Genomic DNA, 17,280 nt, shown 5'->3' with positions numbered 1-17,280 from the left:
CAGAACCTGCGAGTCCCGCCACGATCTGCCACGAGAACCTCCGTTCCTCTTGTCGGGTGGCCGGAGGGGGTTGCACCCTCCGGCTCCCACGGAACCGTACGTGAACCTCTCGATTCATACGGCTCTTGTCACCTTGGTCACCAGACGGCGGGGACGGCGGTGGTCCAGGCCCAGTGCGCGAAGAACCGCGGGTATTGCTTTATCACCCGCGACCACGCTTGGTTGAATGCCCAGCGGCCCCGAAACCGGCGATATTTGTTGCGGACCCACCGCATCAGGTAGGCGTTGATGCGAGTCAGGAGGGGATACAGCGCCGACCGATAGAAGGCGCCGTAATAGTTCATCCAGCCGCGCACGATCGGGTTGATCTTGTCGGCCAGACCGGCGAAGGTATGACCGGTGCGATGGTGCAGCCGCCAGGACCGCACTTGCCGCCCGATCTTTTTCCAGGCGTCCTTGCTGATCGCGGGCAAAAACGAGACGAACATGCTCCCGTTTTTGTCCCGGACCCCGCGCGGGCGGAACGTGAAACCGAGGAACGTAAACGACGTATGCGCATAGTCACCGCGCCGTTTGCCGTCTTTGCAGTACACGATCCGGGTCTTGTCGGGATGCAGCCGCAGCCCGACCTCACCCATCCTGTCTTGCACCGCAGTCAATACCCGGTGGGCTTGGCGCTCGCTGACGCAGTGCACGACCGCGTCATCGACATAGCGCTCGAACCGCACGGTCGGAAACTCCCGAGCCAGCCACGCATCGAACGCATAATGCAAGAACAGGTTTGCCAACACGGGCGAGACCGGCGACCCTTGCGGGGTGCCCCGGTCACGCTGTTGCAAGGTGCCGTCAGGCAGTTGCACCGGAGCTTGCAGCCACCGGCGCACATACAACATCACCCACGGCAAATCGGTGTTAGCCCCCACCGCCTTGAGCATCAGATCCCAGGACACGCTGTCGAAGAACTTCTGGATGTCCAAGTCGATCACCCAGTTGGTTTTCCAGCAGCGCTGCCGACACGCACCCACCGCGTCGATCGCCGAGCGGCCAGGGCGATAGCCGTAGGAGTCGTCGTGAAACAGCGTCTCCGCCTTCACTTTCAACTCCTCGGCCACCACCGTTTGGGCCACCCGGTCAGCCACTGTGGGTATGCCCAGCATCCTGGTCCCGCCGCCATGCGGCTTGGGTATTTCCACCGCACGCACCGGAGGCGGAAAGTAACTCCCCGACGACATCCGATTCCACACCCGATACAGATTGTTTTGCAGGTCAGACTCGAATGCCTCGATCGATACTTCGTCCACGCCCGGCGCGCCCTTGTTCGCCTTGACCTTCTCCCAAGCCTCCTGAACCGCCCACTTCGAAATCTCGAACGGCTTGCCTGGTGACTTCAACTTGTTCACCCGACTCCTCCCGAACCCCAACGGGTCTCGGTTGATCCAACGAACACGTCACAGATGACCTGGCCCCTTCGCTTCACTCCCATTACAGAAGCTTCACCACTACTACGAGCCAGTCCGCCAGCCGGACCCGCGACGGTACTCACACCCATGCTGCGCATGGGCTACTCCCTATCTCCCACGTCAAACACGAACGGGACGTATCGGTTCCGGCCTTCTCCTGTTCCATGCAAAAGCCGCAGACCGGGCTCGCGTCGCCTTCATGCCGGACACCGCCTGGCCAATCAATGGGCACCCGCCAAGCTCGTCCCGGGATCGGATAAACACCCCGGTTTTGATGTCACCTGTTTTTCTTACGACACGTCAGCAGCGATTCGCTTGCGCTCGCCTTCCCGGTCCCCACCTGACGCGTCACACGCGCCTTTTCCACATCGTTCACCACGATCGCGTCACCGCTCTCGCAGCATGTGGCGGTTTGAAGCCTCCCCCCACAGGGCGGCTCCGAAGGGCCAGCAATCCTTCATCTCCTGCACAGCACCGCTTCCAGAAGCGCTACCTACATCAACACTCCCTTCCGCGTTCAGGACACACTTATCCGGGAAAATCTCGATGATGGTGAGGATCTCACCGTCGTAGATGATCTTTGTACCGACACCGATCGGCGCTGCGGCCCTCATGACCGGGCGCTCACAGTCGTTGCGCCAGTGAGTGTCCGGGAAAGATCAGCGGTGCATTCACCCAGCCAGAGCAGATGCATCAGGCCAGGAAAAGCGGTCACCCGGGGAAGCTCCGTAGCACGAACAATGGTGTCTACCGATGCCTCTGCGGCGCTTTGCAGCGCGTGGCGCACCCGGGACAGCACGTCCGACTGGAACAACCACTCCCGTCGATACCCAGCCAGAAACCGGATGTTGCCGTATTCAACCTCAGGTGGTTCAGAGGCGATTTCGTAAGCCCATCCGCGCGCTTCGATAACTGTGCGGGTCAACGCGAGTGTTCGGCATACCTCCGGATCCTGCAGTGCTCGAACGCCTTTAACATCGATGACGAGTGGACCGGCTTCGGTAATCGCCAGGAAGTCAGGGGTTCGGGTGAAGAGAACTCCGTCGACCTTTGTCCTCAGTTTGAAAGGCTGACTTGCAATGCGCCGTACACTCTGGTCGAAGTCCTTCATCATCAGCCGTGAAAGCTCAAGGCGTGACTCGTAATTCACCTGTTTGTGTTCGGTCGCGCACCAATACTCTCCTGCGTAGCTACGTCGACCCAGATACCAGGGGAAGGTACGGCACGGCATGCCATTCACTAACTCCCTCGCGTCAATCTCAGCCCAGGGCGCCTCGGCAACAGTGCCGTCAGCAAGCCTGTATTGAACACGGGGGGTGTAGCTACGATTTGTCGCCTTCCTTGACATCACACCGCCTTCATCCAGCATCGCAACCAAACTTCTAACCGAATAATGGCAGCCAATCAGCGTCAAAAGGCAACGCGTTTAACACATTTGTGTTTGTAGCGTGACTACAAGACCCGAGCAATCCTGGTGAACACACACATTCAACCAAAGCACTCGCAAGCAGAAACCAAAGCACTAACCACAGCACGGAGCGCAAAACGCCAGCACACTGATCGCAAACCCAAGCACCGTTGCTTACGCAACCACAGCACCCTGCTTACGTTTGCAACTCCTCGGCCGAACCGGTGTCTATAACGAGATGTCACCACCGACGGGATCGAACACACCTCTCGAAAAGAGATGTCCGCCGACAGAATTGTCCACTCAATACAGGGCCGCAACAACGATCAACCCCTGCCTGGAATAGCCGCACAGCCGCCTCCCAACAAACGATTCATTCCGCCGAATACAGCTCAAATCGAAACGCGGATTACAGATCGTCCGATCATCATCATCATCATCATCATCGGCGCCGAGGCCAGACAATCCGGCGCAAGCTCGCGCCTCACCCGATCCCTGTTGTGTCGACTACCGTGCAGGAAGCCGACCGAAGTTGGTGTTTGCGTGAGCGAGTTGCAGAATGCCAAACGTCGGATCAAGGCCATCAGGGCGATCCGCCACAGCACCGAACTCGAAGGTTCCCTCAGCACCAACGCAACCCGCGCCGACCAGCTTGCCTACGCCCGCGGCAATATCACCGCCGCCGAGCTATGCGATCGCGTGCGGCGCCGGCATAACGTTCAGTAAACCGAGCCAGGGCTGCCCCCTGTCGCGGTTGGGCGATCGAATCAAACGGTGCCTCATCACTCTCAGCAGCGGCGCGGGGTGGCCGAGCATCGGGCCATGGGAACGAGCAACATCATCGCGAAGAGGGTCGAACACCATCGGTCGGATCGGCCATCACGAGCAGCCGCGACACCAGCGACCCCTCCGGCGGCCCGCTCGGCCTTAGCTCACCGCGGCACGCAAGCTTCGAAGCAGTTCGAAAATTGGTTGTAGCGCAGCCTGTTTCGTCACTAATGAATCCGGAACCCGTTCATGGCTAATCGTCATTAGCGTGGTTCCTAATCGGCCCGGCCAGCGGTTAAGCTAGCGGACCCATCATATGCATGGCGCAGCCGCACGTCCCACCGATTCGGCGTTTAGCGCCGGCCTCTGGGTGCCGGCGCGGGTCAGTGGACTTCGGAGGCCAGCGGGCCGCGGTCGCCGAAGATGCCGGCCGGGGGTTCGACAAACTCCGCATCGGGTGTGCGCCACACGTAGAGTGCACTATTTCTGGGCACGGCGAACTCGAGCTTAAGGCCGGCTTCGACCGCCGAGTCAACCCGTGGAACGCTGAGGCCGTCAAGTTGGATTTCCCGGAGTCGGCCCCAACGAGCGACACGGCCATTCGATGCCCAGAGGACGTCGCCTACCCCTACGGGCGCGCCGAGGGTCGGAATGACAACAATACGTCCCCGCTGGTAGTACTCGGTCGGGACGCCCAACGCCTCGCTCTCGTTTCGGCCGCGGGAAGCCTCTAGCACCAGACACGATAGGCTGGCCACTAGTCCCAGGCTCATCGCCTCAATGAAGTCAACCTTGGCCAGCAGCTGCTCTGGGGAGACTATTTCATCGGGTATTGCCCGGTGCGACACCTCGTTTCGGCGCTCTACGAGATCTGCCAGTTCCCTGGCGAGCAGCTCGGTCGGCAACGTCGCGTCGCCGTGGCCCGATTTCACCTGCCAGCTGCGGACCGCATCGGCGTGCTGGATGCGGGTCGGAAGGTCTGGCACTGCCCAGCGGAAGAGGTCGGCCATGGCGTCCCAGCGCAAGTTGGAGTTATGGAGTGCAATCACTTCGAGGCGAAGATCGTAGGGATGCGAATCGCCGAGGCATGAGGCCAAGCTCTTCGCAATGTCAAGTTCGTCGATCTCCTTATACCGGCCCACCCCGAGATTCTTGCCCAGCAAAGCGGATGCGTTCTGCACGTACTTGCTGCGCAGATTCTGCACTTGCAGGGTAGACAAGGCCTTGGGGTCACTGAGCATCAACTGGCCGAATCGGAACGCGAGCTGCTCGGCGAACGTCTCGAACGAGGCGTACAGCGCCGAGATACTGGCGATGTAAGCGAATCGGCGTTGGTCGGTCGTCTGATGGAGTCGTGAGACTGTGTCGAGGTAGCGGCGAATCAAGTCCAGATCCGCCGCGAGCGCATCGTACTTAGGAATCAAGACTGTGTGGCCTGACCTTCGATCTGAATCAGCGCGGCGTTCAACGCTTCGTACGCGTGGTCATTCCGGTTGCGCGCGTCAGCGGCGTTGGTCCTGCGACCACCAAATACCTCCGAGTGTTGGTCGTACATCAAGTCAACAGCGGCTTTCACAATCGTCGGCTGAGTCAGCAACGCCGCTCGCTGCTCGCCGCTCAACGCCGAGCTGGCATACATCAACGCGTCGTAAGCGATCTTGCTGAAGTGTCGATTACTGTTCTTGACTTGGAATGCCACTGGGCCGCCCACTGCATGCCAGAAAGTAATGTTGTCGACGAAGATCTGCTCGTACTCGGCCAGCGTGTCCTGATCGAAGCGGTTGCCTCGTACGAGGAATTCGTCGAGAAATTCGGATATTTTGTTCAGTCCCTGGGTGAACTTATCGAAGTGCCGGTAAGCGAAGAACCGCAGCACTATTTCAACATCTTCCATGGCCTTATACAGCTTCAGCCCAGCAGCGGTCACCTCGACGCCTTGGGCATCGCGACCCAATTGAAGTCCGCCGCCGTCGTCGTCAGATTCCTCGTCGGTGTCAGGGTCCGCGAGGCTATTGGGATCGAGTGGGGTGCCGAGCACCGACCTCAGTTCAGTAATTCGGGACAATCTGAGACACAGGTCGTTTAGGGGGCCGTCGTAGACGGCGTTGCGGGTCTCCTGGCCACTGAGTCGTACTCCTCCGGAGTTCAGACGCTCGAAGACCAGCTTCTTGAGGAAGGCGGCCTGTTCGGGATCTGATGCCGTCTCGTTTAGCAAGATGATCGATGACAAATATCTGCGGTCGATGCCGTCGCGAATTGAGCTTGGCAACGTCGAATAGGTTCTTCCATTCAGTTCCGGCCAATGTTGCAGACCCGTCAAATGGAGCTTGCCTTGGTAGAACTCCATCAATGCAGTTAAACGTTGCCGGCCATCCATGACCTCGAATCGCGCCAGCTCGTACTCGTACAGGAACACCGGCGGGACCGGCACATTCATGAGGAACGACTCGATCAGACGTGACTGGCGCCCTTCGTCCCAACGGTGACGGCGCTGGTATTCCGGATCGCGCTTGTACTTTGCCTCGGTTTCACCCGATTCGGTCACGAAGGTGTCGGTGAACATCGCGAGTATTTGGTTCAACGGATATCGCGCTTGCTCTATCACGATGCGGACGCCCTCCTTGGAGTAGCGCCGGTTCAGATCGGCGTCGCTCACTGGTGGAACGTCCTTGCGCTTCAGGTCGTGAATGGCTTCACCCGGAAGCAGCGAGACTCTCACATCGTCATCCTTCCCATTGTCACGCCGAGCGGTCCTAGGTCCGCCGCAGGCTCTGAGAACAATTCGTATTCAACGTAATTCGGCCACGACGTCGACCTCGCCTATCGCGGAGCCCGCCCTCACAAACTGTTCGGCCTGCCTGGCCTGGTAGGGCGAAGTGCCAGCCGGCGTGACTCCGATGACGACCCAGCCCGACTCCGCCTGCTCAATCGAGTCGAGCAGCAGCCGAGTCGGGTCAGTGCGCGCGGATGGCAGGGCTCCGAAGCGAACGGCCAGCCGGGCCCTGCGATGGCACCGAAGTGCGGTCGCGCGCCACACGCCGGCGAGCGCGGTGACAAAAGCCGCCTGGCTCGGCTGGCGCGCGAGCTGACCCGCCGACCCGTAGGGCACCTCGGGCGCCCCGCCTAGGAACCAGGAGCGCAGCCATTGGTCGGGCAGATAGGTCCGCATTCCGTAGTAGGGCGGGGAAGTGACCACTAGATCGAAAGTGGGACGCAGTGTCTTCAAGACCTCCGCGGAGTCACCTAGGTATACCCTTCCTCCGGACGAAGGGGGCTGCGCCTCGAGGAGTCTCGCGGCTCGTCGTGCGATTACGTCGAGAGTGTCTACCCGAACGGGCCGCAGTGCTCGGGCCTTCCAGAACTTGACGGCGTAGCCCGGCTTGGATGCGTACGTACGTGGCATCTGATTCGAAAGGTAAGAGGGCGCGCCTTTGTTGCGAGGGCCGTGCAGGATACCTAGCATGATTGCTCTTAGCATTGCTGCAGTTGGCGTGTGCAGATTCAGCAACGCTTCGCGCACCGTACTGATCTCTCGCAGCGTTTTTGCTTCGTAGCACAACTGCCAGAATTCGCCCTGCGGCGCAACCGGCTGTAAGCCGTCTTGCAGGATTCGCTTGGCCAAGCGGACGACCGCGGCGGCACTTACCTGCTCCACCTTGGCCTGGGCGATGGCAACGGCGACGGGATTGACGTCGATTCCGACCGACGGGACGCCGACGGCTCGCGCCGCGAACAACGTGGTGCCCCTGCCACAGAAGGGGTCGAGCACCCTCGTCGTCGCCCCATGGGAGGCCAGTTGCTCGAGAGGAAAGTCTAGCGGGAACATCGTGTAATAAGGACACACCGCGTTTAGTCGGAGTAGGTCTCCCGAGAACCCCAGGGCGCGATAGACCCCCGACGACTTCACGACGCTGATCGTACCGCTGCGATGTCGCCGAGCCCTGCGTCAACGCGACCTCGGGCACTCATCACCACAGTTGCAGCGAGCACGCCGCTACGCGGATCGCTCGGTCGAGCCGCCGGCTGTTCACAAGCGGGTCGGTAACGACATATGTCCGCTCCCATGGATAACCGCTGTATCCATCGTCTTGACGGCTTCCACGATCCCCCCGCCTGCAAGCATCGCCGGTGCTGGTTGCGCCACAGAAAGTATCGAGTCCGTCTGCCACGAAGTTACGGCGCTCCCCGGCAACCAGACGCGATAGCTCGCCGGATCTTGCCGACAAAACCGAGCGCATTGGCCCGGGAGTCAGCGACGACAGGGGCAGGAGTAAATGAGTCGCTCGCCGAATAAGGCTTTCTCGCAGTAACTTTCGCCCGAACGACATGAATCAGACTATCCGTCGGACTTCAAGACCATCGGTCAGTTAGACATCAGCGTCTCAGGTTCGTGTCATATATGACATCCATATGACATCTCAACTGAGAATATGACATCGAATCTGAGAACCTACAGGGCGATCAAGGATGCGGCGCACCCACCCCAAACCTGCCATTGACCAATGTCACCATTTGGTGTTGACTGCGTTGTATGACGGACGGCGTTCCGGCTCGCGGCTCGTTGCGATCCCGCGGCGCGGCGGCGGTAAGCGCGTACACCCTTCGGCCGATCACCAGCGTGATCCCGCCCGAGCGGGCATGGGGTCTGTGGCTCTCGCGCCAGATCATCGCCAGGATCATGGGAACCTTCGGCCCCTCGCTGGCGGGCACTCGTGTCGAACCGGTCGACACCAGGCTGCCCGACGGGCGCCGCATCAAGGGCGAATGGGTCTACGGGCCGCGCACGCCCACCAGCGAAACCGAGCGCTCATCGACAACCGCGCGAGCCATCTACTACGTGCACGGCAGCGGGTACGCCGTGTGTTCGCCAAAGACGCACCGGCGGTTGACATCCTGGCTTTCGTCCTTGACCGGACTTCCCGTGTTCTGCGTGGACTACCGACTGGCACCGCGTCACCGCTTCCCCACCGCGGCCGACGACGTCCGCGCGGGCTGGGACTGGCTGGTGAACACCTGCGGCGTGCCACCGAAACAGATTGTGATCGCCGGAGATTCGGCGGGCGGCCACCTGTCCGTCGACCTGCTGCTGCAACCCGACGTCTCCGCCAACCATCCTGCGGCACAAGTGTTGTTCTCTCCCCTGTATGACCTCACGTTCGAACTGGCGCTCGCCCGGGAACGGATACGCCCCGACCCCGCCACCAGCGCCGCGAACGCGGTGCGGTTGGTCGGCCTTTACCACAGCGGCGTCGAACTCACGCATCAGCGGCTGACACTCGACGTTGCGGGCGGCCCCGCGCTTCCGCCTACGCTGATCCAGGCCGGCGGCGCCGAGATGCTGCAAGAGGATGCGCGCCAACTCGCCGACGACATCCAAACGGCCGGGGGCCGATGCGAACTGCAGATTTGGCCCCACCAGGTGCACGTCTTCCAAGCGTTGCCACGCATGACCCCGGAGGCCGCCAAAGCCATGGCCTACGTAGCGCGATTCATCGCCCACGCCCTGCAGGATGCCCGCACCCCGGCCGAGGAGGCCCACTGACGATGTTGGACAGAATCCTCAACCGGTCGAAAATCAGCCACGCCGCCTCGGCGGTGGTGACGGGCGCCGGAAGCGGCATCGGCGCAGCCTTCGCCGTCGAACTCGGCCGTCGCGGTGGCGCGGTCGTGTGCAGTGACATCGACCAGACCGCGGCCCAACGCACGGCCGACACGATCGCCGAGCACGGCGGAAAAGCGATAGCAATCCGTTGCGACGTATCGCGATTCGACGAGGTGCAGGCGCTGGCCGAACAATCGCAGGACTGGTTCGCAGCGGCACCCACGTTGGTGATCAACAATGCCGGCGTCGGTGCCGGCGGCGCCGCGATCGGCGATGCGCCGCTGGATGATTGGTCATGGACGTTGGGGATCAACCTCTGGGGCCCCATTCACGGCTGCCATGTGTTCACCCCGATCCTGCGCGACGCCGAGTCCCGTGCGCCCCGGGGCATCATCAATGTCGCCTCCGCGGCGGCATTCGGCGCCGCCCCGGGTATGGCCGCCTATAACGTCAGCAAGGCCGGCGTCCTCTCGTTGTCCGAGACGCTGGCCGCCGAACTGGCCGGAACACCAGTGCGAGTCACCGTGCTGTGCCCGACCTTCGTCAAGACCAACATTCTCGAGTCCGGCCGCATCAGCGAACAATCCAGCGAACTCGCCGCGAAATTGATGCGCTGGACCGGATTGTCCGCGGAGAAGGTCGCGCGGACCTGCCTCGACGCACACGACCGCGGCGAGCTGTACTGCATGCCGCAGTTCGACGCCAAGGTCGGCTGGAACATCAAACGTTTGGCCCCGCAGGCCTATACGCGTACGGCCGGCCTGCTCTCCCGCATCAACTTGCCCTGAACGCCCGACTGGAAAGGACCTTCCCGGTGGCCATAGACATGGAAGCCATGCTCGCCAAGATCAAAGACCGGCAGTGGGCACTCGCCGACATCGATTGGGACGCGCCCGGCGCCGACATGATCAGTGACGAACAGCGGCCCCAGCTCAAGGCGTTCATGGCCGACCTGTGCTGGATCGAAAACATCGGCGCCAGGGGCTTCGCGGCGCTCGCGAAGAAGGCACCCACGGCGACCATCGCCGAGATCTACCGCTACTTCCACGCCGAGGAACAGCGCCACGCCAACGCCGAACTGGCGCTGATGAAGCGCTGGGGCATGCTCGAGGATGGTGAGATTCCCGAGCCGAACGTGAACATCCGGCTGGCCATCGACTGGCTGGACCGCTGGGCCGACGACATGCCGTTGTCTCTGCTCGGCACCGTCATCCCGATGCTCGAAGTCGCGCTGGACGGCGCCCTGTTGAAATTCCTCCTCGACGAGGTGCACGACCCCGTTTGTCACCAGGTTTTCGAGAAGATCAACAATGACGAATCACGCCATCTGGTCGTCGATTTCGAGGTTCTCGACATGATCGGGCACGCGAAGATCCGGCGGCTGCTGATCGACTTCATCGGTCACAATGCCACTCCGGGTCTCATCATCGGCGCGATCATGGGTGCACCGCTGATCAACAGGATCCGCAACGAGATCACCGCGATGGGTCTGGAGCCCGAGCGGCTTTACCGGGCCGTGAAGCGATTCAGGGAGCTTGGCGACCGCGGCGAACGCACCAAGCGGGTGCCGACTTATCGGTTCCTGAGGCGCTACGCCGGCGTGGTCACAAATCCCCGCCACCCGTACCACCTGCTGGCGAATTCGATGGTGTGGCTTTCCGACCGATATCCGCGGCCCCTGCTGCCGTCGGTACCGACTTGGGTCAGCGAACTCACCCACGAGCCGGCGGCATGAGCATGGCGAACAACAACGGTGCCCATGCGGCGCTGATCATCGGGGCCGGCTTCACCGGACTAGGCGCGGCGATTCGATTGGCCGAAGCCGGAGTCGACGACATCGTGATACTGGAGCGTGCGGACCGGGTCGGCGGAACCTGGCGCGACACAACGTATCCCGGTGCCAGTTGCGACGTCCCCTCACTGCTGTACTCGTACTCGTTCGTCAAGAACCCGACCTGGTCGCGGACCTACTCCCCCGCCCCGGAAATCTATCGCCACCTCGAGGACATGGCGGACCGATTCAACATTCGCGGCCGCATAAAGTTCGGCCACGAGGTGAAGGACCTGTCCTTCGACGAGGAAGCCGGCGTCTGGACCGCCACCACCAAGAACCGCAAGAAGTTTCGCGCACGCACCGTGGTGCTGGCCTCCGGCCCCCTGTCCGACGTCAGCTTCCCCGACATCCGCGGCCTGGACAGCTACCGCGGGCACAAGATCCACAGCGCCCGCTGGGATCATGACTACGACTTCGCGGGCAAGCGCGTCGCGGTCATCGGCACCGGCGCCAGCGCCATCCAGATCATCCCCGAGCTGGTCAAGAAGGCCGAATTCGTCAAGGTCTTCCAGCGCACGCCGTGCTGGGTGCTGCCGCGCTTGGACGTCGCCACCCCACCGTCCGTGCAAGCCTTGTTCGCCAAAGTCCCTGCCACCCAACAGCTTGCGCGCCAGGCCCTCTACTGGGGCCACGAAGCCAGCGCGACGGCGCTGGTGTGGGACACGCCGCTGACGTCGCTGGTGGCCCGGCTCGGGCGGGCGCACCTGCGCGCTCAGGTGAAGGATCCGTGGCTGCGCCGCCAGCTGACACCCGACTTCCGGCCGGGGTGTAAGCGCATGCTGGTCTCCAGCGATTACTACCCCGCGCTGCAGCGCGACAACTGCAAGCTCATCGACTGGCCGATCGCCACGTTGAGCCCGGCCGGCATCCGCACCAGTGACGGCATCGAGCACCACCTGGATTGCATCGTGTTCGCCACCGGCTACGACGTGCATCTGACCGGTCCGCCGTTTCCGGTCACCGGGCTCGGCGGGCGCTCGCTGGCCGCCGAATGGGCCGATGGCGCACAGGCTTACAAGAGCATCAACGTGCACGGCTATCCAAACCTGTTCGTGATGACCGGCCCCAACTCCGGGCCGGGGCACAACTCGCTGCTGGTCTACATCGAGGGCCAGCTGGACTACGTGGTCCGCGGCATCACCACCATCCTCAACGACGACCTGCGCTACCTCGATGTGCGCGAACAGGTCCAACGTCGCCACAACGAGGATCTCCAGCGCCGGCTGACCAAGACGACCTGGATGTCAGGTTGCCGCAGTTGGTACCTCACCAAGGACGGATTCAACGGGTCGATGTATCCCGGCTTCGCCACGCAGTATCTTCGCCAGATGAGGGATTTCCGGTACGAGGACTATCAGGCGGTGGCGCACGCCCGGGCACACGCGACCCGGTCCGCCTGAGATGCCGGACTGACATGGCAACCGAGCGCGCGTCGCGGCCCGAGCCCGGCACCATCGCGGGCGTGCTGCACAACGTGCGGCGCGCGCCGAAACGCGTGCGGCGCCAATCGCGGGAATATCGCCAGCTCATCGAGGGCGCGGTGTCGCAGCTCTTCGACGCGGCGGTCCGTCACCCGCACGGCGGCGCGAACTCCGGTGAGTACCGAATCGACGACCTGGCGCGGTTGGCGGGCACCACGACTCGCAATATCCGCGTCTACCGCGACCGCGGGCTGCTGCCCCCGCCGCTGCGCGTCGGGCGGATCGCGTTGTTCAACGACACCCACCTGACCCGGTTGCGGCTGATCACCTCGATGCTTGACCGCGGCTACACCATTGCGCACGTACGAGAAATGCTCAGCGCGTGGGAGGAAGGCAAAAACCTCGGCGACGTGCTGGGCCTCGAAACCGCCATCGCGGGCCCGTGGACCACCGAGAAGCCGGAAACCCTGCCGCTGGCCGACGCCCAGCGACTCGTCGACGACCCGCACGCGTTCGAGCGCCTGGTCGCCCTTCAGCTGATCCGGATCGACGGGCCGCAAGCCACCCTCACCCGGCCGAAGCTCATCGAAGCGTTCAACGAGATCCGCGGCTACGGCGTCGAATTCGACAAGCTCATTGACCTGCACGAGCAGATCGTGCCCGAGATCGACAAGATCAGCGACATGCTGGTGCGCGCCGGGGCCGAGCACGTGCTGGACCGCATCAAGCCCGGCGAGCCGCTGCCGGCCGATGCCGAGATCGCCGAGCTGATCACCATGCTGGTGCGCTTCCGGACTCAAGCGGTGGCGACGGTCACCGCCACGCTCGCGTCCTCGATCGAATCCAATATCGAGTCGCTCGTGAGCCGCATTTTGGCGGACTATCTCGCCGAATCGAGCTCTTCGGCCTGAGCGGCGGTGGCTTTCGGGAATGTCCTCGGCCGCCTCATGCCGTGAGCGCGCGACCTAACAGTGGAGCGCTAAAAAGGGACGACAGTGCAGGTTGGGCACGTGAAAGTGCCCGTGCAGGCCGCTGCCGTGGGGAAAGTGAGCGCCAGCATGACGGCAAGAATGACTTTCGACTTGAGACCAGACACGAATACTCCATCCCGTTGAAGTTGGGACAGATGTTAAACGCAACACCGCGAAAAAACTTGAGAATGACGGATATTCGCTGTCAACCCTTTAGTGGACATTGAGATTTGGTGGGCCACGGGGCGGGAATTACCCACTGAACTGTGCATAACCGTATTCAGGGCCCACTCGGTGTCAGCGTTCCTTTCGTTTGAAGCACTTTGCTGGCGTTGATCTACTCGGTCCTTCGCGTTCTCGCGCTCGAGGTAAACGCCGCTTGGGCTCGTCGAATTCCTCGCCTATGGACGCGCAACCAGATAGGGCGCGAGCGTGGACAACTTCTCGCATGTCTCCTCGAATTCGCGCTCGGGCGTGGACTCTTCGATGATGCCGGCTCCGGCCCGTAGCCAGGTCCTACCGTCACGCTCGTAGGCCGCGCGCAGCGTCAGCGCCGCGTCGAGCGCACCGTCGGCTGAAATCATCACGACCGCACCCGAATACAGACCGCGAGGTCCTTCGTCGAGGCGCATGATCGCTTCGACACCGCCGGCTTTCGGGATGCCCGAGGCGGTGACCGCCGGGAACAGCGCTTCGAGCGCGTCCATCCGGTCGTTCGACGTGCCCAGGCGCCCGCTGACCGTGGACCCGAGGTGCTGCACGCTCCCCCGTTCCCGCACCGTCATGAAATCGGTGACGACCGCGGTGCCGGGTTCGGCGATCTCGGTCATCTCCTGCAACGAACTTCGCACCGAAATCGCATGCTCGACAATCTCTTTGGAGTTCGACTCCAGGTCATCGCGCGCCTCGCGGTCACGCGCCTCGCCGCGACCGAGCGCGCGGGTTCCCGCCAGTGGCTCGGTCACCACGACGCCGTCGCGACGGACCGCCGCGACCAGTTCAGGGCTGTAGCCGACGGCACGAATTCCACCCAGCCGCAACAGAAACGACCGCACCGGGGTGTTGTGCCGGCGCGCCAGCCGGTAGGTGGACGGGAAGTCGAGCGCGAAGGGCACTTCGAGAGAACGGGAAAGGATCACCTTGTGGTAGCGGCCCGCCGCGATCTCCGCCACGGCCGACGCCACCCGATCGCGGTAGTCCGAGGGGTCGGCGATGACGTCGACCGCCGAGGCGTCACGCAGACCGGGCACGCCGTCGCCGATCACACCCAGCACGTCGTCGCGGTGGTCGGCCGACGCGTCGAACAGACGGATTGCCTCCCGGGACACCGCGATGCGGCCCCGCGGCCAAAACACCCGGGCCAGCGGGGTTCCCGGCGCCAGGCGCTGCTGCAGCCCGTAGCGATAGACCCCGAATTCGAAGGCGATCCAACCGAAGAGTTGGTCTGTTTCCAGCAACAGCCGGTCGATGGCCTCGCCCAGCACCGGCCCGGGCCTACCCGACCACTGTTGGCGCTGCGTCACGCCGTCGCGGATCACCCGCAGCTCGTCGCTGTCCAGCTCGACCATGGCGTGCACACCGGTGGCCAGCACCCATTCCCCGCCGCGCTCGTAGAGTAGGTATTCTTCCCCGACGCGCTCAGACAACACCACGGCCAGCTCGGCCGCCAGGTCCGCCGGATCGATATGGGCGGGAAGCGGGATCGATGGCGACGCAGAACCGGCGGAACTTGTCTCGACGCTGACCTCGGTCACGGTTAGTAAATGTAGCCTAACCTATGTAGCTGTGCGCAACCGATCCCATCGAGTTGCCCCCGGATGGGCGCGTTCGGCTAAAACTCTCTCGGAGTTGAAGCCCCGTCCGGCCCGAGACTACCCGCGGGAATGCGTCGAGCCGTCGCCGTGGCCGCTCCGTTCGCGCAGCTAGGCGACGGTGGCGCCGACTTCCGAGCCGGGCCCCGCCGACCAGTTGTGAGGCTCGCCACTTCGAACGTTTCCCCACCGTTTACGTCGTTGTCGCGCAACACACGGCTCTGGCCGCGAGACTCGTCCTAGTGCCGCTGCCCGTCCGCCTGACTTGGCTGGATTGGAGGCTGGATTGGAGGAACAACGTGTTCAGCATTCGCCTCTTCAGCGGCGAGGAAGTCCAGGCAAGCGAAGGCGACGAACTCGAAATCAACCAACAGACCGGTGTGCTCTCGGTTTCCCGCGTCGACGGCTTCGAAGAAATCACGACGCACTACTCGCCATCGGCCTGGGCGTCGGTGACCCACCGGAAAAAAGGGCGCCGCGATCAGACCCTCGCTCAAGTCGTCGACCGGCTGACCCCAATTTGACTGCACAATAAACGCACAGCACTTTCACACCAATCTCACGGTAGATGGGACGCCGGCGCGCGGAAGGTGTGGCGTCCCCAAAACCGCTCTGAGCAGCGTGTTTTCGGTGCGGCCCCGTCTGGCGGGCCCGCGGTTCCCGCTGAGCTTTCGAGTGGCAGGCCCGCGGCCTCGGGGATAAGTTTTTGGCGGTCGTCGGGATGTTTCGTGGTTGCCCCGCGTTGCGGACGGTGCTTCCCCTGATCACGGGTCTACTCAACGGAGGCATCGATGCTGCACGAGTTTTGGCACAACTTCACCCACAACCTGTTCAAACCGCTCCTGCTGTTCTTCTACTTCGGCTTTCTGATCCCGATCCTGAAGGTGCGCTTCGAATTCCCGTACGTCATCTATCAGGGGTTGACCATGTACCTGCTGCTGGCCATCGGATGGCACGGCGGCGAAGAGCTCGCGAAGATCAGCGCCTCCAGCGTCGGCGCCATCGTCGGATTCATGGTCCTGGGCTTCGTATTGAACTGTGCCATCGGCGGTTTGGCCTACGTGGGGCTCGGCCGCCTGCGATCACTTCGGAAGGTCGACCGCGCGACGATCGCGGGGTATTACGGGTCGGACTCGGCCGGGACCTTCGCCACCTGTGTGGCCGTGCTGGCCGCCGTGAACATCGCCTCCAACGCTTACATGCCGGTGATGCTCGCCGTGATGGAGATTCCGGGCTGCCTGGTCGCGCTGTACTTCGTGGCCCGACTGCGCCACCGAGGCATGGACTCCGCCGGGTACATGCCCGACGAGCCCGGCTACACACCGCCCGTCAAGGTCGGGGTCGGTCCCGGCAGCGCCGCGCGACCCCAGCTGGGCCAGAGCCTCGAGACGCAGGAAGCGGGCCTCGAGCACCAGCTGGAGGATTGGGAGCCCGAGCAGAGCCCGGTCGGCATCAAGACCAAGCGGATGCCGATCTTGTCCCGCGAGCTGTTTCAGGAAGTGTTCCTCAATCCGGGGCTGGTCCTGCTGATGGGCGGCATCATCATCGGTCTGGTCAGCGGGCTGCAGGGCCAGAAGGTCGTCGCCGACGACGACAAGTTCTTCGTGCTGGCGTTCCAGGGCGTGCTGTGCCTGTTCCTGCTCGAGATGGGCATGACCGCGTCGCGCAAACTGAAAGACCTGCGCACGGCGGGCCCCGGATTCATCGTCTTCGGTCTCGTGGCGCCGAATATCTTTGCGACACTGGGCATCTTCGTCGCCTGCAGCTACGCCTCGCTGACCCACACCGACTTCAAGACGGGTACCTACGTGCTGTTCGCGGTCCTGTGCGGCGCGGCGTCCTACATCGCGGTCCCGGCGGTGCAGCGCCTCGCCATCCCCGAGGCGAGCCCGACGTTGCCGTTGGCCGCCTCACTGGGTCTGACGTTCTCCTACAACGTCACCGTCGGAATCCCGCTCTACATCGAGATCGCCCGGGTCTTCGAGCAGTGGTTCGGGGTCTGATC

Annotated in this window: 13 protein-coding genes and 1 pseudogene; 8 read left to right on the top strand and 6 right to left on the bottom strand. The window is 62.9% G+C overall.

Annotation, left to right across the window (positions count from 1 at the left end; genetic code table 11):
- Nucleotides 1-137 precede the first annotated feature (137 nt).
- Both ltrA and AC0KS4_RS06110 read right to left on the bottom strand, forming a co-directional pair.
- Nucleotides 138-1,400 (bottom strand): group II intron reverse transcriptase/maturase, encoded by a 1,263-nt coding sequence (gene ltrA / locus AC0KS4_RS06115; protein ID WP_225330667.1) that lies wholly within the window; start codon nucleotides 1,398-1,400, stop codon nucleotides 138-140.
- A gap of 670 nt (nucleotides 1,401-2,070) precedes the next feature.
- Nucleotides 2,071-2,874, bottom strand: coding sequence for a TnsA-like heteromeric transposase endonuclease subunit (locus tag AC0KS4_RS06110; protein WP_238957564.1), 804 nt, complete (start codon nucleotides 2,872-2,874; stop codon nucleotides 2,071-2,073).
- Between the two features lie 537 nt (nucleotides 2,875-3,411).
- Between AC0KS4_RS06110 and AC0KS4_RS06105 the strand changes: the two genes are divergently transcribed.
- Entirely contained in the window at nucleotides 3,412-3,594 is a 183-nt protein-coding gene (locus AC0KS4_RS06105) for an antitoxin VbhA family protein (protein WP_014384205.1), read from the top strand.
- A gap of 425 nt (nucleotides 3,595-4,019) precedes the next feature.
- Here the strand turns inward: AC0KS4_RS06105 and AC0KS4_RS06100 are convergent, their stop codons facing one another.
- The 3 genes from AC0KS4_RS06100 to AC0KS4_RS06090 form a co-directional block, all read right to left on the bottom strand.
- Nucleotides 4,020-5,060, bottom strand: a complete 1,041-nt coding sequence (locus tag AC0KS4_RS06100) for a HEPN domain-containing protein (RefSeq protein WP_014384204.1) — start codon at nucleotides 5,058-5,060, stop codon at nucleotides 4,020-4,022.
- Nucleotides 5,057-6,355, bottom strand: coding sequence for a GmrSD restriction endonuclease domain-containing protein (locus AC0KS4_RS06095; protein ID WP_014384203.1), 1,299 nt, complete (start codon nucleotides 6,353-6,355; stop codon nucleotides 5,057-5,059). The genes AC0KS4_RS06100 and AC0KS4_RS06095 overlap by 4 nt, the downstream gene beginning before the upstream one ends.
- A 69-nt stretch (nucleotides 6,356-6,424) precedes the next feature.
- On the bottom strand, nucleotides 6,425-6,832 hold the full coding sequence (locus tag AC0KS4_RS06090) for a hypothetical protein (protein WP_238957563.1): 408 nt from the start codon (nucleotides 6,830-6,832) through the stop codon (nucleotides 6,425-6,427).
- 1,335 nt (nucleotides 6,833-8,167) lie between these two features.
- Between AC0KS4_RS06090 and AC0KS4_RS06085 the strand changes: the two genes are divergently transcribed.
- The 5 genes from AC0KS4_RS06085 to AC0KS4_RS06065 are packed head-to-tail and all read left to right on the top strand — an operon-like array spanning nucleotide 8,168 to nucleotide 13,404.
- Entirely contained in the window at nucleotides 8,168-9,178 is a 1,011-nt protein-coding gene (locus tag AC0KS4_RS06085; protein WP_238957562.1) for an alpha/beta hydrolase, read from the top strand.
- 2 nt (nucleotides 9,179-9,180) lie between these two features.
- Nucleotides 9,181-10,026, top strand: a complete 846-nt coding sequence (locus AC0KS4_RS06080) for an SDR family NAD(P)-dependent oxidoreductase (RefSeq protein WP_225327162.1) — start codon at nucleotides 9,181-9,183, stop codon at nucleotides 10,024-10,026.
- 26 nt (nucleotides 10,027-10,052) lie between these two features.
- Nucleotides 10,053-10,973, top strand: a complete 921-nt coding sequence (locus AC0KS4_RS06075) for a ferritin-like domain-containing protein (protein WP_225327161.1) — start codon at nucleotides 10,053-10,055, stop codon at nucleotides 10,971-10,973.
- On the top strand, nucleotides 10,970-12,472 hold the full coding sequence (locus tag AC0KS4_RS06070) for a flavin-containing monooxygenase (RefSeq protein ID WP_238957561.1): 1,503 nt from the start codon (nucleotides 10,970-10,972) through the stop codon (nucleotides 12,470-12,472). Before AC0KS4_RS06075 ends, AC0KS4_RS06070 begins: the two co-directional genes overlap by 4 nt.
- 14 nt (nucleotides 12,473-12,486) lie before the next feature.
- Nucleotides 12,487-13,404, top strand: a complete 918-nt coding sequence (locus AC0KS4_RS06065; RefSeq protein ID WP_225327159.1) for a MerR family transcriptional regulator — start codon at nucleotides 12,487-12,489, stop codon at nucleotides 13,402-13,404.
- Between the two features lie 461 nt (nucleotides 13,405-13,865).
- Here AC0KS4_RS06065 and AC0KS4_RS06060 read toward each other — a convergent pair whose 3' ends face one another.
- Nucleotides 13,866-15,218, bottom strand: coding sequence for a salicylate synthase (locus AC0KS4_RS06060; RefSeq protein WP_225327158.1), 1,353 nt, complete (start codon nucleotides 15,216-15,218; stop codon nucleotides 13,866-13,868).
- A gap of 356 nt (nucleotides 15,219-15,574) precedes the next feature.
- Here AC0KS4_RS06060 and AC0KS4_RS06055 point away from each other — a divergent pair.
- Together AC0KS4_RS06055 and AC0KS4_RS06050 are read left to right on the top strand one after the other, a co-directional pair.
- Nucleotides 15,575-15,788, top strand: a pseudogene (locus AC0KS4_RS06055) (hypothetical protein).
- A 278-nt stretch (nucleotides 15,789-16,066) separates the two neighbouring features.
- Nucleotides 16,067-17,278: a sodium-dependent bicarbonate transport family permease gene (locus AC0KS4_RS06050; RefSeq protein WP_238957559.1), complete on the top strand. Its 1,212-nt coding sequence runs from the start codon at nucleotides 16,067-16,069 to the stop codon at nucleotides 17,276-17,278.
- The last annotated feature ends 2 nt before the right edge of the window (nucleotides 17,279-17,280 follow it).

It is taken from the genome of Mycobacterium sp. NTMscope_MAC_12, assembly GCF_976985675.1.
Note: the sequence above shows the minus strand (reverse complement) of the source record. Positions and strands in the feature narration are given on the sequence as shown.

Coding starts and splice junctions, on each gene's coding strand:
- AC0KS4_RS06085 (WP_238957562.1), top strand. CDS start 8,168: ATGACGGACGGCGTTCCGGCTCGCGGCTCGTTGCGATCCCGCGGCGCG.
- AC0KS4_RS06080 (WP_225327162.1), top strand. CDS start 9,181: ATGTTGGACAGAATCCTCAACCGGTCGAAAATCAGCCACGCCGCCTCG.
- AC0KS4_RS06070 (WP_238957561.1), top strand. CDS start 10,970: ATGAGCATGGCGAACAACAACGGTGCCCATGCGGCGCTGATCATCGGG.
- AC0KS4_RS06065 (WP_225327159.1), top strand. CDS start 12,487: ATGGCAACCGAGCGCGCGTCGCGGCCCGAGCCCGGCACCATCGCGGGC.
- AC0KS4_RS06050 (WP_238957559.1), top strand. CDS start 16,067: ATGCTGCACGAGTTTTGGCACAACTTCACCCACAACCTGTTCAAACCG.